Source organism: Frateuria sp. YIM B11624 (genome assembly GCF_049727805.1).
Taxonomy (GTDB): domain Bacteria; phylum Pseudomonadota; class Gammaproteobacteria; order Xanthomonadales; family Rhodanobacteraceae; genus Frateuria_A.
The window spans coordinates 1-16,615 of record NZ_JBCNYA010000003.1; the positions used below are offsets into that span (position 1 = coordinate 1).

A 16,615-nucleotide genomic window follows, 5' to 3' on the forward strand; every position below is an offset into this window, starting at 1 on the left:
GGTCGTGGTGCGGCTCATGGGGTGCAGCGGGGAACGGGGAACGGGGAACGGGGAACGTCGAGTGCACGGCAAGCCGGCGCGCCGGCGCACCACCGAGCCACCGCGGCCACATCGGGCGACGAGCCACCGGCGTACGCGGACCGCGCGTTCCCCGTTCCCTGTTCCCCGTTCCCCGCCTTCAATCGAACGACCCTACGAACGAATCCGGCGCGTAGTTCTCGAACTTCGTGTAGTGGCCGAGGAAGGTGAGCTTGACCGTGTCGGTGGGGCCGTTTCGCTGCTTGCCGATGATGATCTCGGCCAGGCCTTTGTCGGGCGATTCCTTGTTGTAGTACTCGTCGCGGTAGATGAACATGATCACGTCCGCGTCCTGCTCGATGGCGCCCGACTCGCGCAGGTCGGACATCATCGGGCGCTTGTCGGCGCGCTGTTCCAGCGAGCGGTTCAACTGCGACAGGGCGATCACCGGCACGTTCAGTTCCTTGGCGAGGCCCTTGAGTGAACGCGAGATTTCTGAAATCTCGGTGGCGCGGTTCTCCTTGTTCCCGGGCACCTGCATGAGCTGCAGGTAGTCGATCACGATCAGCCCCAGACCGCCGTGCTCGCGGTGCAGGCGGCGCGAGCGCGAGCGCAGCTCCACCGGCGACAGGCCGGGGGTGTCGTCGATGAAGATCTTGGCCTCGGAGAGGATCGCGATGGCGTTGGTCACGCGCGGCCAGTCCTCCTCGGAGAGGTCGCCATTGCGCAGGTGCTGGGCATGGATGCGGCCAATCGAGGAGATCAGTCGCAGCGCGAGCTGCGAGGAGGACATTTCCATCGAGAAGATCACCACCGGCTTCTTCGCGCGCAGCGCGGCGGCCTCGGCGATGTTCACGGAGAACGCGGTCTTGCCCATCGAGGGACGCGCCGCGACGATGATCAGGTCCGAGGGCTGCAGGCCGGAGGTGAGCTCGTCCAGGTCGTTGAAGCCGGTGGAGATGCCGGTGAGCTGGCCGCGGTTCTCGTAGCGCTCGGTGAGCAGGCGGAAGGCGTCCTTGACCGCCTCGCGCATCGACACCGAATCCTTCTTGCCGCGCGCGCCCGACTCGGCGATCTTGAACACCGCCTGCTCGGCGTTCTCCAGCACTTCCTGCACGCTCTTGCCTTCGGGCCGATAGCCGTCCTCGGTGATGCCGGTGCCGGCATCGATCAGCTGCCGTAGCACGGACTTCTCGCGCACGATGTCCGCGTAGGCGCCGATGTTGGCCGCGCTCGGCGTGGCGTTGGCCAGTTCGATCAGGTAGCTGGCGCCGCCGACCATCTCGGCCAGGCCGTTGGCCTCGAACCAGTCGCCCAGGGTCACCGCGTCGCAGGGCATGCCCTTGTTGGCCAGCTCGGTGATCGCGCGCCAGATCAGGCGGTGGTCCTTGCGGTAGAAGTCGCCCTCGCCCAGCCGGTCGGCGACCTTGTCCAGCGCGTCGGGCGCGAGCATCAGGCCGCCCAGCACCGCCTGCTCGGCATCGATCGAATGCGGCGGCACGCGCAGCGCCTCGATGGCGGAACCGTGGCCGCTCTTGCGCTCGGGGACGAAGGACATGGGTCGGGTTTCCTCGCAGACTGCCGTGCCGCCGCTGGTTTGGGACAGGCACATGAGCGAAGAGGATACGCGGCGGCCTCTCAGCCGACGAGACAATAAGTCTGTGGATAAGCTGTGGGGAGAGGTGGATAAACCCGGGGGGAAGGTTCCTCGCAAGGTTTCCCCCATCCGCCCTGCGGGCACCTTCCCCCGTGAACGGGGGAAGGATCAAAAAGGCAGCGCCTCGTTCCCGAGCCTTCCCCGTGAACGGGGAGGACCAAAGCGCATCGCCGCATTCCCGAGACTTCCCCCGCGAATGCGGGGGAAGGTGCCGACAGGTGGATGGGGGCGCTCTGCGCCGGACGCGCCCGTCAGCGGGCAGAGGCCTCCAGCGCCCGATAGTCCTCGTCGGAAAGCTTCAGCTGCGCCGCGCCCACGTTCTCGCGCAGGTGTTCCACCTTCGAGGTACCGGGAATCGGCAGCATCACCGGCGACCGCTTGAGCAACCAGGCCAGCGCGACCTGGCCGTTACTGGCGCCCAAGCGCTGGGCGATGCGGCTCAGTACCGAGTCGGGCGCGGCCAGGTCGCCGGCGGCCAGCGGATACCAGGGAATGAAGCCGATGCCCTGCCCGGCGCAGTAGTCGAGCACCGCCTCGCTCTTGCGGTTGGCCAGGTTGTAGAGGTTCTGCACGGTGGCGACCGGGAAGTAGCGGCGCGCCGCCTCGATCTCCTCCACGTTCACCTCGCTCAGGCCCACGTGGCGGATCAGGCCTTCCTTGCGCATGTCCGCGATGGCCTGGAACTGCTCCTCGCGCGGCACCTTGGCATCGATGCGGTGCAACTGCCACAGGTCGATGCGCTCCACACCTAGCCGGCGCAGGCTCATCAGCACGCACTGGCGCAGGTACTCCGGGCGGCCCAGCGGTGCCCAGATGTCTGGTCCATGGCGGGTCAGGCCGCCCTTGGTAGCGATCAGCAGGCCGCGATACGGATGCAACACTTCGCGGATGAGGTCTTCGCTCACCTCTGGCCCGTAGCTGTCGGCGGTGTCGACGAGGTCGACGCCGAGTTCCGGCAGCGCGCGCAGCGTCGCCCGGGATTCCTGCGGATCGGCCGGATCGCCCCAGATGCCCTTGCCGGTAACGCGCATGGCACCGAAACCCAAGCGGTTTACGGATATGTCGCCGCCGACCATGAACTGGCCGGAGGACGCTGCGTTGGGAGAGCTGACCATCGCCGATGTCCTTGCAGGGAAAGTCCCGTTATGGGGACGCGGGACGACACGGCAAGCGCATTGCGCGCCCATGGCCCTCGCGCGTTGACGAAAGCGGTAGAGGAACAGCCTGCCGGCGGTGGTTCGCGGCGCCTGCCGGGCGACCGCGCGTGCCGCCCTAGCGCAGCTGGCTGTCCTTGCTGCCGCGGCGGTTGTAGCCGCTGACCGCACGCTGCTCCTTGTCCTGCGCCTCCTGGCAGGCCACGCACAGCCGCACACCGGGCACGGCCTTGCGCCGTGCCTCGGGAATCTGCGCATCGCATTCCTCGCAGTGGCTCAGGCTCGGCCCCTGCGGCAGCTTGCTGCGCGCGCGCTTGATCGCGTCCTTCACGGTCGCGTCGATCTGGTCCTGCACGGCGCCGTCGCCGGCCCAACCGATGGCCATGGCGGTCTCCGGGAATTCACGGGAACATGGATGCTACCGCGACCGAAGTGAACGCGGGATCGGCTGCGCCGGAGGAACCATGCCCGTCACCAGCGCCGGCATCCTGATGTACCGCCTGCGCGAAGGACCGCAGGTCCTGCTGGCGCACCCGGGCGGCCCGTTCTGGCGCCGCCGCGACGAGGGTGCCTGGATGCTGCCCAAGGGCGAGCTGCTGCCCGGCGAAGACGCCGAGGCCGCGGCGCGGCGCGAGTTCGAGGAAGAGCTGGGCATGCCGGCCGTGGGCCCGCTGCAGGCGCTGGGACGGCTGCGGCAGCGTGGCGGCAAGTGGGTCGAGGCGTTCGCGCTGGAAGGAGACTTCGATCCGGACTCGCTGCGCAGCAACCTGTTCGAGCTGGAGTGGCCGCCACACAGCGGGCGCCTTGTTCCGTTCCCGGAGATCGACCGGGTCGGCTGGTTCACGCTGGTGCAGGCGCGGGTGAAGATCCTGCCCAGCCAGGCGGAATTGCTTGATCGGCTGGAGGCCGGCCTGACGCAAGGGGGATGACACCGGGCACTCTCCGCGATGCATCTCGACGGCTCGAAGTCCGCCCGCTTCTTGATTAACCGGTGAAAGGCTCCTGGTGACGGCGGTCCGCTGTCGCCGGATCACATCGCCTCGGCCCGTGCGCCGCTTGAATCGCAATATGTCCGCCATCACCGAAGCGCACCGCCTGTACTGCGATGCCATGCTGGCCAGCCTCGCGCGGTGGCTGCGCGCGGCGGGCTACGACACGGGATTGGCGCCGGCCAGTTCGACGGACCGGCCGTGCTGGATGCCTGCCGTGCGCAGCAGCGGGTCCTGGTCACGCGCGACCGGCACCTGGCCGCGCATGCCGGCGCAGACGTTCGCGTATCGCTGCTGGTGGCCAACAGCCTCGATGCCCAGGCGAGCGAGCTGACGACGGCGTTGGGAATCGACTGGACCTGGGCACCGTTCACCCGTTGCCTGCTCGACAACACACCATTGCACGAGGCCACGCCGGACGAGCGCGGGCGCGTGCCGTCGCGCGCCCGGGACCTGCCGGGACCGTTCCGCGCCTGCCCGCTGTGCGGCCGGATCTACTGGCCGGGCAGCCATGTACGGCGCATGCAGGCCCGGCTCGGGCAATGGCACGCGCTGGCCCGGACCGGACCCGGCGCGTAGGCCTCAGGCGACCACGACCCCTTCGCCCTGCTTGCCGGCCACCACGCAGTTGCGCCCGGCGCGCTTGGCGCGATAGAGCGCCTGGTCGGCATCCACCAGCAACTGCCGGAGGTCGTAACCGGACTCGCCGGTGCATGCCACGCCGAAGCTGGCCGATACGGGAATGCCCGGATCCGCCTGCTCGCTCAGCCGGGCGATGCCGCGGCGAATCGCTTCAGCGCGCTCGATGCCGCTGTCCAGCCCGCACTCGGGCAGCAGTACGCCGAATTCCTCACCGCCCAGCCGACCGAACACGTCGGTCGAGCGCATGAACTCCTGGCAGGCGGCCACCGCGCGGCGCAATACCTGGTCACCGGTCGCATGCCCGTGGGTATCGTTGATGAGCTTGAAATGGTCCAGGTCGATCAGCACCAGGCAGGCGCCCCGGGCCGTGCGCTGGGCGTAGCGGAGCGAGTACTCCGACTCGTTCATGAAATGCTTGCGGTTGTAGATGCCGGTGAGACTGTCGCACTGTGCCATGCGCATGAACCGCAACTGCGAACGTTTCAGCCGCAGCAACCATAGGCCGATCGCCAGCAGCCCCAGTGCCAGTATGGCGATGTACAGCCGGCTGGCCTCCACCGCCTTGCGGTCGAGCGCCTGCTTCAACTGCAGGATCTTGTTCTGCTTGTCCAACGCGTCGACCTGCAGCTTCTTCGCCTGCACTTGCTGCTTGACGATCTGAAAGGCCAGGGCCTTGGCGCTGACGTCGTCGAGATACCCCTTGTCGGCCTCCATGTAGCGCCTGTGCCAGCCCAGGGCGGACTTGAAGTCGCCGCGTTGCTGATCGATCTGGTAGAGCGTCTTGCAGGCCATGCGCAGCGGATCGGTGAACTCCCCGGGCGTACTCGCCTGCACCGCCGCCAGGGCGTAGGTTCGCGCCCTGCTGGATTGCCCCATGGCCAGATACGCCTGCGCGAGCAGCGCGTCGAAGCGCAGGATGGTGATCAGGTACTGGTCATGGCGCACGCTCGGATAGTGCTTCTCGAGCAGGGCTGCTGCCTCGGTCGGATGCCCGGCCTTGATCTGCACACTGGCCATATCGGCGCGCAGCGCATTGGCGAACACCGACTCTCCAGCTTGAGCACAGGCGTCGATGGCCGCTTCTGCCTGCGGGTCGCCCTTGCTCAACTGGCCGCTGCTGTAGCGTGCGTGCTCGATGAAATACGAGGCCTTGCACGCGGTCTCCCCCGGCGGGACGAGGTCCAGCATCTGCTTGGCGTAACTCGTGCCGAGATCGTATTGGCCCGCCGCGGTCAGCAACTGGGCGATCTCGCCGAGCCCCTGCCAACGCAGTTCACGTTCGGTGATCCCGGGCAGTTGTTCGATCAACTGATTCAGCTGGACGAACGCGTCCTCGTCGCGGTGCACCGCACCGAGAACGTTGACCAGCGTTGCCGTGGCACGAAACCGGAGCGTGGCGTCCGGCGCTTCGCGGATGATGGCCGTCAGCGAGGCTCGCGCCGCACTGTAGTCGCCCCGGTAGTCGAGCTGCCATGCGTCCAGGTACTTCAGGAGGAGGCGCTGCTCGTCGCTCAGGCTGGCTTCGCGAAGGTGCAACTGGTCGAGAAGGGAAACGAAGGCCGGGTTGTCGGACGCCTTCAGGTGGTCCGCCCGCACCAGCATCCGGGTGATTTCAGCGGATTCCGGTACGGTCGACCCGATGACCGGACCGAGGAAAAGAGCCAGGCAACACACGCCGCCCGGAAACCAGAGCCGGCTGCGGCGAGACCCAGACATGATTCGGGCCACAACGGGAAGTCGCAACCGAGACCGGTCAGACGACGCCATCCCCGTCAGGAGGCAATTCCTCGCCTTCCTCCCCGTCGGCCGGCGCCTCTTCCTCTTCGCTCGGCATGATCACGCTGAACTGGGCACCCGCTCCCATCAAGGACTGGAGCTTCGCGCTATCGCCCGACAGCATCGCCGCAAGCATGGTTTCGTCGATCCGTTCCGCCGCCAGCGCCTGCTCCAGCGCATCCCGAGGCGCATCGCGCAACGCGGCGTCGCTCCCCATCCTTTCGAGGATATCGATCACGTCCGTCATAGGTGTCCCCAATACTGTGATAGCCGGGGTCCGGTACCGCCCCCGCGGCAACCGTACGCCCTCGCCGATCATATCCTGCTTCGCTGCCGTTGAGCGGCCACCGGCGGAAAATCCTGCCGGCTAGGTCGCAGCCGGCTCCGAAACGGCATCCAGCGCCGCCAGTCGCGCCCGGATCTCCTCGTCCGGCTCCATGGACTGCGCCGGCCGAATGGCCAGGGTGTCGGCCATGCCGAGCTCCGCTCCGGGCAGCGCGCGCAGCGTCGTGCGCTCGATCCGGGGCTGGCCGATCGGCAATGTCGCGGCCTGATAGACGATCACCTCGTGCTCCAGCGGATAGTCGCGCGCCAGCACGTCGACCAGCACCTGGCGGTACGCGGCGCCGGTGGAGAAGCGTTTCAGCGAACGGTCGCCCGCCAGGCCGGCCTGCCACAGGATCAGCCACGCGCTCGGATCGATGCGGCGGCGGTAGATGAGCAACTGGCTTGCCTCGAAGTGCTGGCAACCGCAGGTTCCCGGATCGATGCCCAGGTCCGCGTACAGGCAGTCCTCGGCCGAGATGCCCGGCTCCATGCGCGCGTGGTAACCCTCGCTGCGCGCCATCTCGATGGCCTTGTGCGGCACCCAGGCGAACACCCCGGGATGACCGTAGAACACGCCGCAGACGCGCCTGCCCGCGCGCACCTCGACGAGCATCGCGTCCACCATCTGCCGATATGTGCGCATGCGCGATTTGCCATGCGCGTAGTATGGCTGCAGGCTGCGCACGTCCGCGTGCATGCGCTGCAACCAGCGCTCGACCAGGCCGTCCGACACGCCGGCGAAGACCACGTCCGCCTGTTCGATGTAGCTGCGCGCCAGCGGGCTGATGTGCGAGCCCAGGGTCATGCCGATGCCGACGCAGACCAGGCGGCCCGCGGGTTGGTGCGTACTCATGCCCGGCTCCCCCGTCCGGACGGCGCAACGGCCGAGAGCGTCGAGTGTGCCAAAACAACGTTACGCGCGTCATGCAACGCAGTGCGCGCAGGGCTCCTAAGGGGCCGCCTTTTCTTCCCGCGATAGCTCGCCGAGGGAGGCGACGGAGTCGCGCGTTGCGGGCAGGCGCGACCGCATCGCCGCAGGCTCAGGCGTGCCGTCGGGCCCCTGCCGCATCCGCGGAGGCGGCCCGCCATAGGTGATCCAGCGCCACAGCCACTCCAGCGGGCCGTAGCGGAAGCGCGCCAGCCACCATCGGCTCAAGAGCACCTGCGTAGCGAAGATCAGGACGCAGGCGCTGAGCACGCCGGGCATGCCCCAACGCGGGCCAAGGCCCAGCCCGATGCCGTAAAACAGCATCACGCCCAATACGCTCTGCGACAGGTAGTGCGTCAAGGCCATGCGGCCCACCGGCGCCAGCACGCGCAGCCGGCGCTGCCAGGTCGGGCGCTGGTACAGGAGCACAAAGCCAGCCGCATAGCCGATGCCCAGGGCCAGCGGAGCCATGCCATCGAGTAGGCGAAGAACCAGTAACCGCGCGCCGCCGTGGAGCCCGGGCAGCACCGTGTGCGGCGCCGTTCCCGCCCATGAAAGCAGACACGTGGCCACGCCGATCGAGAGCCCCCACACGCACAGCCGACGCAGCAGCGGCAGATGTTCGAGCGGCCGTTGCAGCAGGCCGCGCCGCCCTGCCCAGAGGCCGAGCAGGAAACGGCCCAATACGAAGCTCACCAGCGCCAGGCTGGATACGCGTTCCCAGCCCGAAAACATCAGGTTGGCATGCAGCGTGCGCGTCCACGAGGTCGAGGTGAACGCCGCGACGCTGGCTGCGGAGACCTCGGCCGGCCCCGGCATGGCCGGCAGCAGTGGATGCATCCACGGCTTGAGCAGCGAAGGCAACGCGACCGCGGTCAAGATGCCCAGTACGACCAGCACGCGATCAGGCAGCCGCACGAACGCCAGCATCAGCAGGCCGACCACCGCATAGGTCAGCAGGATGTCCCCCCACCAGACGAAGAAGCCATGCGCGGCGCCGATGCCGGCCAGCACCACCAGCCGCCGGGCGTAGCGGGCGATGCCGCCCGCGCCGCGCGCCCGGGCACGCTCGAGCTGCAGCGCGAAACCCAGACCGAACAAGAGGGAGAACAAGGTGATGAACTTGATGTTGACCAGCAGTTCGGTCAGCGCGACGGCGACGGCATCGAACGCAGCGGTCGGCAACGCCGCCTGGCGCGAAGCGGGAAGCAGGGCGTAGAGGCTCAGGTATTCGAGATTGACCAGCAGCACGCCCGCCAGCGCGAATCCACGCAAGGCATCGACCACCGTGTAGCGATCCTTCGGCGCGACGGGGCTTTCAAGAGATGCCTGCATGCGTGGATCCTTGAAGGTGCTCGCTTGATTCTGCCACTTCAGGCTGCGCCTTTTTTTCCGGGATTGGCACTCCCCCGCGCGATGCGCTCTGTAGGGGCAGGTCCCGCGCGGGCGGCATCCTGTGCCAAGTGACTCCGCTGCGCACTGCCAGTAGCGGCGTGCAGTGACACCGTGCAGCCTGATGCGAGCTGATCGCCCCCTGCCACGTCCGGAGACGGCCCAATGCCTTCTCCACCGCATCCATCCTGCCCGGCGGACGGATCGGACGAAGGCACGCAGTGCGCTCGCCAATCCTCTACGTGGCGGAGGACCTTCCGGCGGTTCACGGCCGTGCCACACGGGAGGATGTGCAATAGCCGAAATCGATCCGGAGACGCACCGTGCCTGACATCCTCGACACCCTCAAGACCGAACACGACCGCCTGCGCGAGCTGTTCGCGCAGATCAACAAGACCGCCGATTCCGAGGCCGATGCGCGCCACGACCTGCTCAAGCAGATCGAGACGTTGCTGATCCCGCACGCGAAGTGGGAGGAAACGGTGTTCTACCCCGCTTTCGAGGATCGCGCCGACCACGAGCAGAAGCTGATCTACGCCGAGGCGATCCAGGAACATCGCGCGGTGGAGCTCGCGGTGTTGCCGGACATCCATGCCGCCGACGTCGATTCGCGGCAGTTTGCCGGTTCGGTGCAGGTGTGCGGCGAGCTGATCAAGCATCACGCGCACGAGGAAGAGACCAAGATGTTCGACGCGGTGCGCCAGTTGTTCAGCGCCGAAGAACTGGCCGACTTCGACCGCAAGTACGCAAGCTGGAAGGAATCCTCCGGCGCCGACGCCATCACCAGCTACGCCAAGGTGAAGACCGCGGCGATGGCCTTCCTGCGCAACCCGGATTCGCCGGCCTGACAGCGGCACGCGTGCGACTGCATCCCATGTTCCCGTGCGGTCCCGGCGCGCGTGGCGGCGTCGGCACGAGTCCACGGCGATCCGGCCCCCGCGGCAGCAAACGTACGGCAGGGCGCCGCTGGCCTTGAGCGACCTCATCGACGCGCTGCAGTGGCCGGCCATGGCGGTCACCCTGGTGGCCGCCTGGCTGGTCGGCTCGCTGTCGCGGCGCAAGCGCACCTGGGGCTTCTGGTGCTTCGTGCTGAGCAACGTCCTGTGGGTGGCCTGGGGCTGGCGTGACCGCGCCTGGGCGCTGATCGGGCTGCAGGTCGGCCTGTTCCTGTTCAACCTGCGCGGGGTCCGCAAGAACGACGAGTCGCCGGCGACGGAGCCGGGCTGATCCGGACCGCGACGGCATCTCGCCGTCGATCATCGAAGAAGCCGTAACTTCAGGCGCGACGACGGCGCCGCAGCATCCACAACGCCAGCGCCGCGCCGGCGACGCCGAAGGCGGCGGCACGCGCGCGCGGCGAGCGGCGCACGTCGTCCGCGAGGCCCTCGACCACGTTCACGCGGTCGGCCAGCAGCAGGAGCATCCAGTGGCGCAGGTCGCTCTCGCTGCGGCGGAACGCACGCCGGCGGATCCAGCCGCTCACGCCGCTGGGCGGCACGCTGGTGCCGAACACGGGGGTGATGCCGAGCCGTTCGATCGAGTGCAGCACCTCCACCGTATGCGGCTGCTGGGCGGGACGGTCCCGATGCACGCTCTCCAGCCGCGGCGGCGTGCGCTCCATCGGTACGCCTGGGCGCCGGGCCGGGTCGAGGTCCACGCCCCAGTCGGGGATGTGCGAATGATCGGTCGCCTGGTTCATCGGTCTGAAGCCTTCAATGCAAGTGGTTGGACGCCGGGCGCGCGATCGGCACGGGCCTGTCGACGTGGCCGGCGTGCGGCGGGATCAGCACGGTCTTGATGCAGCCGTCCTGCTTGGCGGAGAAACGGTGGTAGGCCTCGTCAACCTCCTCCAGCGGCACCCGATGGGTGATCAGCTCGCGCGGCTTGAGCCGGCCGGCGCGCACATGTTCGATCAGGTGCGGCAAGTGGCGCTTCACGCTCGCCTGGTTCATCCGCAGGGTCAGGCCCTTGTTCATGGCGCTGCCGATCGGCACGGCATTGAAGGTCGGCCCGTACACGCCCACGATCGACACGTTGCCGCCGCGGCGCGCCGAATTGATCGCCCAGTGCAGTGCGGTGGCGGCGCCGGCCTGCAGCTTGAGCTTCAGGCCGGTGAGCGTCTGCATGAAGTTGCCGTCGGCCTCGCAGCCGACCGCGTCGATGCACACGTCGGCGCCCTGCCAATCGGTCATCTTCTTGATGTGCGCGGCCACGTCTTCCACCTCGCGGAAGTCGACCGTCTCGGCCTGCGCGAAGCGGCGCGCGAAATCGAGGCGGTAGTCGACCTGGTCGACCACGATCACCCTCCCCGCGCCCATCAGCCAGGCGCAACGCGCGGCCATCAGGCCGATCGGTCCGGCACCGAATACCACCACGGTATCGTTCTCGTGGATGTCGCCCATCTCGGCAGCCTGGTAGCCGGTGGGCACCACGTCGGTGAGCAGCACGGCATCCTCGACGTGGATATCCGGCGGGATCACGGTCGGCCCGACGTCGGCGAACGGCACGCGCACGTATTCGGCCTGGCCGCCGTCGTAACCCCCGGCGGTGTGCGAGTAGCCGTAGGCCCCGCCCACCGCGGTCGCCTCGGGGTTGACGTTCTCGCAGTTGCCGTAGAGCTCGCGCGAGCACGAGCCGCAGGTGCCGCAGAAGACGTTGAACGGCACCAGTACGTGGTCGCCCACTTTCAGGTTGCGCACGTTCGAGCCGACATCTTCCACGATGCCGGTGAACTCGTGGCCGAAGATCGAGCCGACCCGCGTGTCCGGCACCAGGCCGTGGTAGAGGTGCAGGTCCGAGCCGCAGATGCAGGCGCGCGTCACCCGCACGATGGCGTCCTCCGGATGCTCGATCGCCGGCTCCGGCACGTGGGCAGCGCGCACCCGGTAGGGCCGGCGATAGGTGGTGGCAAGCATGGTCGTCCTCCGCGATGTACGCGCGTGATATGGCGGGAAGCTAGCCGGGAGCGTGTCGTCGGCGCGGGAACGCCGTGCATCGATTTGCCTTTGCACCGCGCGTGCGCCTGCGTGTCCGGCAGGCAGGCGACGGCTGCGAAATGCTTGCGCCGCCCTCACCCGTGCTGAACGCGCGCCGGCCTATACAGGAAGTGCCTGCACCCCGCAGGCCAGGAGGAAACACGCATGAACGACAACCGCATCGAAGGCACCGAGCACCAGGTCAAGGGCGCCGTGAAGGAAGGCGTCGGCAAGCTGACCGGCAACACCTCCAAGGAAGTCGCCGGCAACCTCGAGAAGAACGCGGGCAAGGCGCAGAAGAACATCGGCGAGGCCCAGGACGAGATCGAGGATCTGGACGACTGACGTTGCCCGACCCGTCGCCCGCGCCCCGGTGCCGGGCGACGGGCGGCCCCGCGTAACAACCGACCCACGCAACCATCACCGGCGCGCGCGAAACATACGGTATGGCCGTCGGCCATACCGGCCGGGGCCCCTACCGGGGAGGCGCCCATGAAGACCCGCTGCGTATTCAGCACTCCCGACCTCACCGCCGCGCGTGCCCTGATGACGGCCGCGCGCCAGGCCGGCATTCCCGACGATGGCATCTCGTTGATCGCGCGCGAGGACATCGAGCTGCAACACATTCCCGACCACCTGATGACCGGGCGCACGGATTTCTATCCGGCCGCCGCCCGCGGCGCCGCCTGTGGTGGCGGTACCGGCGTGCTGCTGGGCCTGGTCGCGATCGCCGTGCCGCCGCTGGGGGTGACGCTGGCCGGCGCCGCCGCCATCGCACTGGCGGGCGCGGCGGTCGGCTGCTGGACGGGTGCGCTGGTGGGCACCGACGTGCCCGATGCAGTGCACCGCAAGTTCAAGGACGAGATCGACTCAGGCCGCATCCTGGTAGTCATCGATGCCTCGCGCGACGCGCTCGGCAACGCGTGCCCGGCGCTGCTCGCCACGGGCGCCAGGCACCTGCCGCTGCACGCGCACCCGGAGGTGCCGCAGTTGGCGGGTGCCGCCTAGCGCGGCCCGTCAGGCGCGGTGGTAGGGATGACCGGCCAGCAGCGTGCTGGCGCGGTAGAGCTGTTCGGCCAGCACCAGCCGCACCAGCATGTGCGGAAGCGTCAGCGGGCCGAGCGACCAGCGCTGGTCGGCGCGCGCCAGCACTTCGGGCGCGTGGCCATCCGGGCCGCCGATCAGAAAGGCCAGGTCGCGCCCGGCCATTCGCCAGTTCGCCAGTTGGGCGGCCAGCTCCTCGCTGGACCACGCCTTGCCGCGTCCGTCGAGGGCGATCACGTGGGTATCGCGCGGCAGCGCGGCGAGGATCGCCTGGCCTTCGTCATGCATCGCACGGGCGTCGTCGCGACCCTTGCCGCGGGCGCCGGGCTTCAGTTCGACCAGTTCCAGCGGAAGGTCGTGCGAAAGGCGTTTGCGGTATTCGGCGAAGCCTTCAGCCACCCAGGCGGGCATGCGTTCGCCGATGGCGATCATGCGCGTGCGCATGATCAAACGATAAAAGCGGCGCGCAGCGCCACGTTCGCCTCCTCTCCCCTCCGGGGAGAGGATTGAGGTGAGGGGGCGGGGCTCGTGGGGAAGCTCATGGGAAGGATGCTCCTAAAGCAGCACTCGCTTCATAGCAGGCACATCGCAAGAGTGGCCCCTCACCCCAACCCTCTCCCCGGAGGGGAGAGGGAGCAGAGGCTCGCTTCGTAGCAAGTGAGTCGCAAGGATGGGCCCTCACCCAGCCTCTCCCTGGAGGGGAGAGGGGGCAAAGGCACTCGCTTCGTAGCAAGTAAATCGCAAGAGTGGCCCCTCACCCCGGCCCTCTCCCCGCAGGGGAGACGGAGAAAACCGCGTCAACCGACGTTGGCCGCATCCATTCCCGGCTCGCGGTCGCCGACCGTCCACAGCCGCTCCAGGCCGTAGAACTCGCGGATGCGGGGCAGCATGACGTGCACGATCACGTCGCCCAGGTCGACCAATACCCACTCGGCTTCCTGCTCGCCCTCGACGCCCAGCGGCATCACGCCCGCCTTCTTGGCGAACTTGACCACTTCGTCGGCGATGGATTTGACGTGGCGGGCCGAGGTGCCCGAGGCGATCACCAGCAAGTCGGCGATGGAGGTCTTGCCGCGGACGTCGATCTCGCGGATGTCCTTGGCCTTGAGTTCTTCCAGCGCATCGATCACGTGCTTGCGCAGGTTGGTGGAATCGGCCGCTTTCGCTGCGGCGATGGACGGCTGGCTACGGGAAGACGTACTCAAGTGGGGGTGCCTCGGAGCGTGCATCGGGCGCGGAATGGCGCGAGACAAGTATACCCGGCACCGCTCAATGCCACGTCAAGTGGCCGTGCAGCGGACGGCGGCGTACTCGTCCATCAGCACGCGGACGAGCTCGGCGGCAGGCATCGGGCGCACCAGCGCGGCCGCCTGGCCGCACCATTCGGAGAGCAGGTCGCCGCGACCGGCCGCGGCGGCGGCGCGGCGCAGCGGCGCGGTCAAGGCGTTGAGGATCGGGTACGGCGGCAGTTCTCCGGCAAACGGCTGCATCGCCTCGACGAAGCGGTTGCGCAGGCCCCGCGCGGCACGGCCGGAGAAGCTGTAGATCGTGCCGATGCGATGGTCCTGCGCCTGCGGCAGGTCCTGTTTCCACGCCTCCGCCGCAGCCGATTCGGGACAGGCGAGGAAGGCCGTGCCCAGCTGGCTGGCATCGGCCCCCAGCACTTCGGCGGCGACCATGCCGCGCCCGTCCATGATGCCGCCGGCGGCGATCACCGAAATGTCCACCGCCGCCACGGTCAGTGGCACCAGCGCGAACAGCCCGACCATCGCCTCCTCGGGCGCGTGCAGGAAGGTGCCGCGATGGCCGCCGGCCTCGGCGCCCTGCACGCTCACCGCATCGGCACCGCGCGCGGCCCAGCCGCGCGCCTCGGCCACGCTGGTGGCGGTGCCGACGACGCGGATGCCGAGCGCCTGCAGCTCCTGTATCTGCGCGTGCCCGAGCAGGTCGAAGGCGAAACTCGCCACGGCCGGGCGCGCCTCGCGCAATGCGGCGAGCTGGTCGGAAAAACGCGGTGCCCAGCGCGCGGGACGTTCCGTGCGCACGGCCAGGCCCTCGCTTTCCATCAGCGCGTCGAGTCGGCGACGGATCGCGTCCACCTGCGCCTCGTCCACGACGAAATCATCCGGCAGCACGAACAGGTTGAGGGCGAACGGCTGGTCGGTGGCGGCGCGGATCTGCGCGGCCTGGTCGAGCAACGCCTGCGGTTCGAGGTAGCCGGCGCCGAGCGAGCCCAGCGCACCGGCGCCGCTCACCGCGGATACCAGCGCGGGCGTGTTGGAGCCGGACATCGGCGCCTGGATCAGCGGATGGCGGACACCCAGCGAACGAAGAAAGGCGGACACAGCGGACTCCTCGGCGGGACGCGCCATTGTCGCGCCGGATCAGGCCACGCGCGACGGCTCGCCGGCCAGCACGGCCATGTACTCGACCTCCCTTTCCAGCGCGCCCGCCATCGCCGCGCCGCGTCGCGTGAACAACCCGGCGAGCTGGCGGTAGTAAGCCAGCGTGCCGTCGCGCCCGCCGGTGAAGCGGTCGAACACGCTGCGACCGACATCCAGGCGCTCGAGGTCGCCGACGATCGCGCGGGCGTTGTGCAGCTTGTCGCAGCCGGAGACCAGCAGCACGTCGTCGGCTGCAAGGGTCAGGTGCGCGAGGTAGGCCTGCTTGCGGTCGAGCCAGTCGCGCCGGCGGGCGTCGGGATCGGTCACGGCGGCCTTGCCTTCGGCGGTGCCGTCGGTGCAGCCGCGCACGATCGCCAGCACGCGCGCGCCGAAGCGATCCCCGATCGTCGCGGCGTGCGCCTCGCCGCAATCCTCCAGCACGTCGTGCAGCAGGCCGGCGATCGCCTGGTCCTCGTCGCCGCCATGCTCGAGCACCAGGCTGGCGACGCCCAGCAGGTGCTGGATATAGGGGATGCGCGTGCCCTTGCGGAGCTGGCCGGCATGGGCGATGCGCGCGTAGTCGACGGCGGCGGTGAAGCGTTCGGTGAGCATGGCGGTTCCTCCCTGTGAAGCGCAAAGCCTGCCGGCGATGCGTCTCAGGCCACGCGACCGATGTCCCGCGAAAGCAACCGTCCGCCCAGCGCGGCATTGACGGCGACCACCAGCCCCACCGCCAGCGCGTGCATCGCCAGATCGGTGGCCGCCGCATCGAAGGCGTGGCAGATCTCCAGCAGACTGGCCGAGGCCGCGGCGCTGGCCAGGCCTACCAGCACCGCGGTGAGTACCGGCCGCAGCGGGCAGGCGCGACGCAACAGCGCGATCAGCAGCACCGACAGCGGCACCGAGAACCCAATGATGAAGAACAGGCAGTCGCCCGCTTCGTGCGCGCTGGCGACGCGCGTGGCCGGTGCGATCCAACTGCGCAGGCAGCCCAGCCCGCTGGCGCCGATCCACAGCAACGCCGGCGCCAGCGGCAACCAGGCCCAGGCGGTCCGGCGCCCGGGCACCGCCAGCGCGAACGCCGCCCAGGCGGCGGCGACCGCGGTCAGCACCGCGCCCAGCCCGGCCCAGCCCAGGTCTGGCGCACCTGCCCAGCGCGCCAGCATCGGCGCGGTTCCGTAGCGCGCCAACAGCGCCACCGCGATGGCCGCCACCACCGCCAGCCAGCCCAGCATGCGCAGCCACGGCGGGCGCAATCGGCGCACCGGCGCCAGCTCGGCGCCGAGCGCGGCGATCAGGCGGTCGTGGGCGTGCGGGTCGGCCATCGGT

Annotated in this window: 20 protein-coding genes and 1 pseudogene; 7 read left to right on the top strand and 14 right to left on the bottom strand. The window is 68.9% G+C overall.

The window, feature by feature from the left end; all coding sequences use genetic code 11:
- Positions 1 to 178: 178 nt before the first annotated feature.
- From AAIL17_RS01905 to AAIL17_RS01915, 3 genes are all read right to left on the bottom strand, one after another.
- On the bottom strand, positions 179 to 1,576 hold the full coding sequence (locus AAIL17_RS01905; RefSeq protein WP_424681115.1) for a replicative DNA helicase: 1,398 nt from the start codon (positions 1,574 to 1,576) through the stop codon (positions 179 to 181).
- 350 nt (positions 1,577 to 1,926) lie between these two features.
- The gene (locus AAIL17_RS01910) at positions 1,927 to 2,790 is read right to left on the bottom strand and encodes an aldo/keto reductase (protein WP_424681116.1); all 864 of its coding nucleotides are present in this window, start codon (positions 2,788 to 2,790) and stop codon (positions 1,927 to 1,929) included.
- Positions 2,791 to 2,947: 157 nt separating this feature from the next.
- Positions 2,948 to 3,214, bottom strand: a complete 267-nt coding sequence (locus tag AAIL17_RS01915; protein WP_424681117.1) for a DksA/TraR family C4-type zinc finger protein — start codon at positions 3,212 to 3,214, stop codon at positions 2,948 to 2,950.
- A 79-nt stretch (positions 3,215 to 3,293) separates the two neighbouring features.
- Here AAIL17_RS01915 and AAIL17_RS01920 point away from each other — a divergent pair, with 79 nt between their 5' ends.
- From AAIL17_RS01920 to AAIL17_RS01930, 3 genes and pseudogenes are all read left to right on the top strand, one after another.
- Positions 3,294 to 3,758 carry an NUDIX domain-containing protein gene (locus tag AAIL17_RS01920; protein WP_424681118.1) on the top strand — a complete coding sequence of 155 codons (465 nt, stop codon included), beginning with the start codon at positions 3,294 to 3,296 and terminating at the stop codon, positions 3,756 to 3,758.
- A 139-nt stretch (positions 3,759 to 3,897) separates the two neighbouring features.
- Positions 3,898 to 3,987 (top strand): annotated as a pseudogene (locus AAIL17_RS01925) (Mut7-C RNAse domain-containing protein); the annotation flags it as partial.
- Positions 3,988 to 4,019: 32 nt separating this feature from the next.
- A complete protein-coding gene (locus AAIL17_RS01930; RefSeq protein WP_424681119.1) occupies positions 4,020 to 4,397 on the top strand; it encodes a Mut7-C RNAse domain-containing protein in 378 nt (125 codons plus the stop codon).
- Between the two features lie 3 nt (positions 4,398 to 4,400).
- Here AAIL17_RS01930 and AAIL17_RS01935 read toward each other — a convergent pair whose 3' ends face one another.
- The 4 genes from AAIL17_RS01935 to AAIL17_RS01950 all read right to left on the bottom strand — a co-directional run bounded on the left by AAIL17_RS01935 (position 4,401) and on the right by AAIL17_RS01950 (position 8,826).
- Entirely contained in the window at positions 4,401 to 6,062 is a 1,662-nt protein-coding gene (locus tag AAIL17_RS01935; RefSeq protein WP_424681120.1) for a diguanylate cyclase, read from the bottom strand.
- A 151-nt stretch (positions 6,063 to 6,213) separates the two neighbouring features.
- Positions 6,214 to 6,483, bottom strand: a complete 270-nt coding sequence (locus AAIL17_RS01940; RefSeq protein ID WP_424681121.1) for a hypothetical protein — start codon at positions 6,481 to 6,483, stop codon at positions 6,214 to 6,216.
- Between the two features lie 120 nt (positions 6,484 to 6,603).
- Positions 6,604 to 7,416 carry an SAM-dependent methyltransferase gene (locus AAIL17_RS01945; protein WP_424681122.1) on the bottom strand — a complete coding sequence of 271 codons (813 nt, stop codon included), beginning with the start codon at positions 7,414 to 7,416 and terminating at the stop codon, positions 6,604 to 6,606.
- Positions 7,417 to 7,512: 96 nt separating this feature from the next.
- Positions 7,513 to 8,826 (bottom strand): DUF418 domain-containing protein, encoded by a 1,314-nt coding sequence (locus AAIL17_RS01950; RefSeq protein WP_424681123.1) that lies wholly within the window; start codon positions 8,824 to 8,826, stop codon positions 7,513 to 7,515.
- 380 nt (positions 8,827 to 9,206) lie between these two features.
- Here AAIL17_RS01950 and AAIL17_RS01955 point away from each other — a divergent pair, with 380 nt between their 5' ends.
- Positions 9,207 to 9,731, top strand: coding sequence for a hemerythrin domain-containing protein (locus AAIL17_RS01955; RefSeq protein ID WP_424681124.1), 525 nt, complete (start codon positions 9,207 to 9,209; stop codon positions 9,729 to 9,731).
- 124 nt (positions 9,732 to 9,855) lie between these two features.
- Positions 9,856 to 10,110: a hypothetical protein gene (locus AAIL17_RS01960; protein ID WP_424681125.1), complete on the top strand. Its 255-nt coding sequence runs from the start codon at positions 9,856 to 9,858 to the stop codon at positions 10,108 to 10,110.
- A 49-nt stretch (positions 10,111 to 10,159) separates the two neighbouring features.
- On the opposite strand, the gene AAIL17_RS01965 is transcribed toward AAIL17_RS01960, so the two are convergent.
- Both AAIL17_RS01965 and AAIL17_RS01970 read right to left on the bottom strand, forming a co-directional pair.
- Positions 10,160 to 10,582 carry a hypothetical protein gene (locus tag AAIL17_RS01965; protein ID WP_424681126.1) on the bottom strand — a complete coding sequence of 141 codons (423 nt, stop codon included), beginning with the start codon at positions 10,580 to 10,582 and terminating at the stop codon, positions 10,160 to 10,162.
- Positions 10,583 to 10,595: 13 nt separating this feature from the next.
- Positions 10,596 to 11,798 carry a zinc-dependent alcohol dehydrogenase gene (locus tag AAIL17_RS01970; RefSeq protein WP_424681127.1) on the bottom strand — a complete coding sequence of 401 codons (1,203 nt, stop codon included), beginning with the start codon at positions 11,796 to 11,798 and terminating at the stop codon, positions 10,596 to 10,598.
- A 225-nt stretch (positions 11,799 to 12,023) separates the two neighbouring features.
- On the opposite strand from AAIL17_RS01970, the gene AAIL17_RS01975 reads away from it, so the two are divergent.
- Together AAIL17_RS01975 and AAIL17_RS01980 are read left to right on the top strand one after the other, a co-directional pair.
- Positions 12,024 to 12,203 carry a CsbD family protein gene (locus AAIL17_RS01975; RefSeq protein ID WP_424681128.1) on the top strand — a complete coding sequence of 60 codons (180 nt, stop codon included), beginning with the start codon at positions 12,024 to 12,026 and terminating at the stop codon, positions 12,201 to 12,203.
- Positions 12,204 to 12,350: 147 nt separating this feature from the next.
- Positions 12,351 to 12,866: a hypothetical protein gene (locus tag AAIL17_RS01980; protein WP_424681129.1), complete on the top strand. Its 516-nt coding sequence runs from the start codon at positions 12,351 to 12,353 to the stop codon at positions 12,864 to 12,866.
- Between the two features lie 9 nt (positions 12,867 to 12,875).
- Here AAIL17_RS01980 and rlmH read toward each other — a convergent pair whose 3' ends face one another.
- From rlmH to AAIL17_RS02005, 5 genes are all read right to left on the bottom strand, one after another.
- Entirely contained in the window at positions 12,876 to 13,346 is a 471-nt protein-coding gene (gene rlmH, locus AAIL17_RS01985; RefSeq protein ID WP_424681130.1) for a 23S rRNA (pseudouridine(1915)-N(3))-methyltransferase RlmH, read from the bottom strand.
- A gap of 353 nt (positions 13,347 to 13,699) precedes the next feature.
- Entirely contained in the window at positions 13,700 to 14,077 is a 378-nt protein-coding gene (gene rsfS, locus AAIL17_RS01990; RefSeq protein WP_424681284.1) for a ribosome silencing factor, read from the bottom strand.
- Between the two features lie 105 nt (positions 14,078 to 14,182).
- Entirely contained in the window at positions 14,183 to 15,247 is a 1,065-nt protein-coding gene (locus AAIL17_RS01995; protein WP_424681131.1) for an NAD(P)H-dependent flavin oxidoreductase, read from the bottom strand.
- 39 nt (positions 15,248 to 15,286) lie between these two features.
- On the bottom strand, positions 15,287 to 15,898 hold the full coding sequence (locus AAIL17_RS02000) for an HD domain-containing protein (protein ID WP_424681132.1): 612 nt from the start codon (positions 15,896 to 15,898) through the stop codon (positions 15,287 to 15,289).
- Positions 15,899 to 15,942: 44 nt separating this feature from the next.
- Positions 15,943 to 16,611 (bottom strand): NrsF family protein, encoded by a 669-nt coding sequence (locus tag AAIL17_RS02005; RefSeq protein ID WP_424681133.1) that lies wholly within the window; start codon positions 16,609 to 16,611, stop codon positions 15,943 to 15,945.
- Between the last annotated feature and the right edge of the window lie 4 nt (positions 16,612 to 16,615).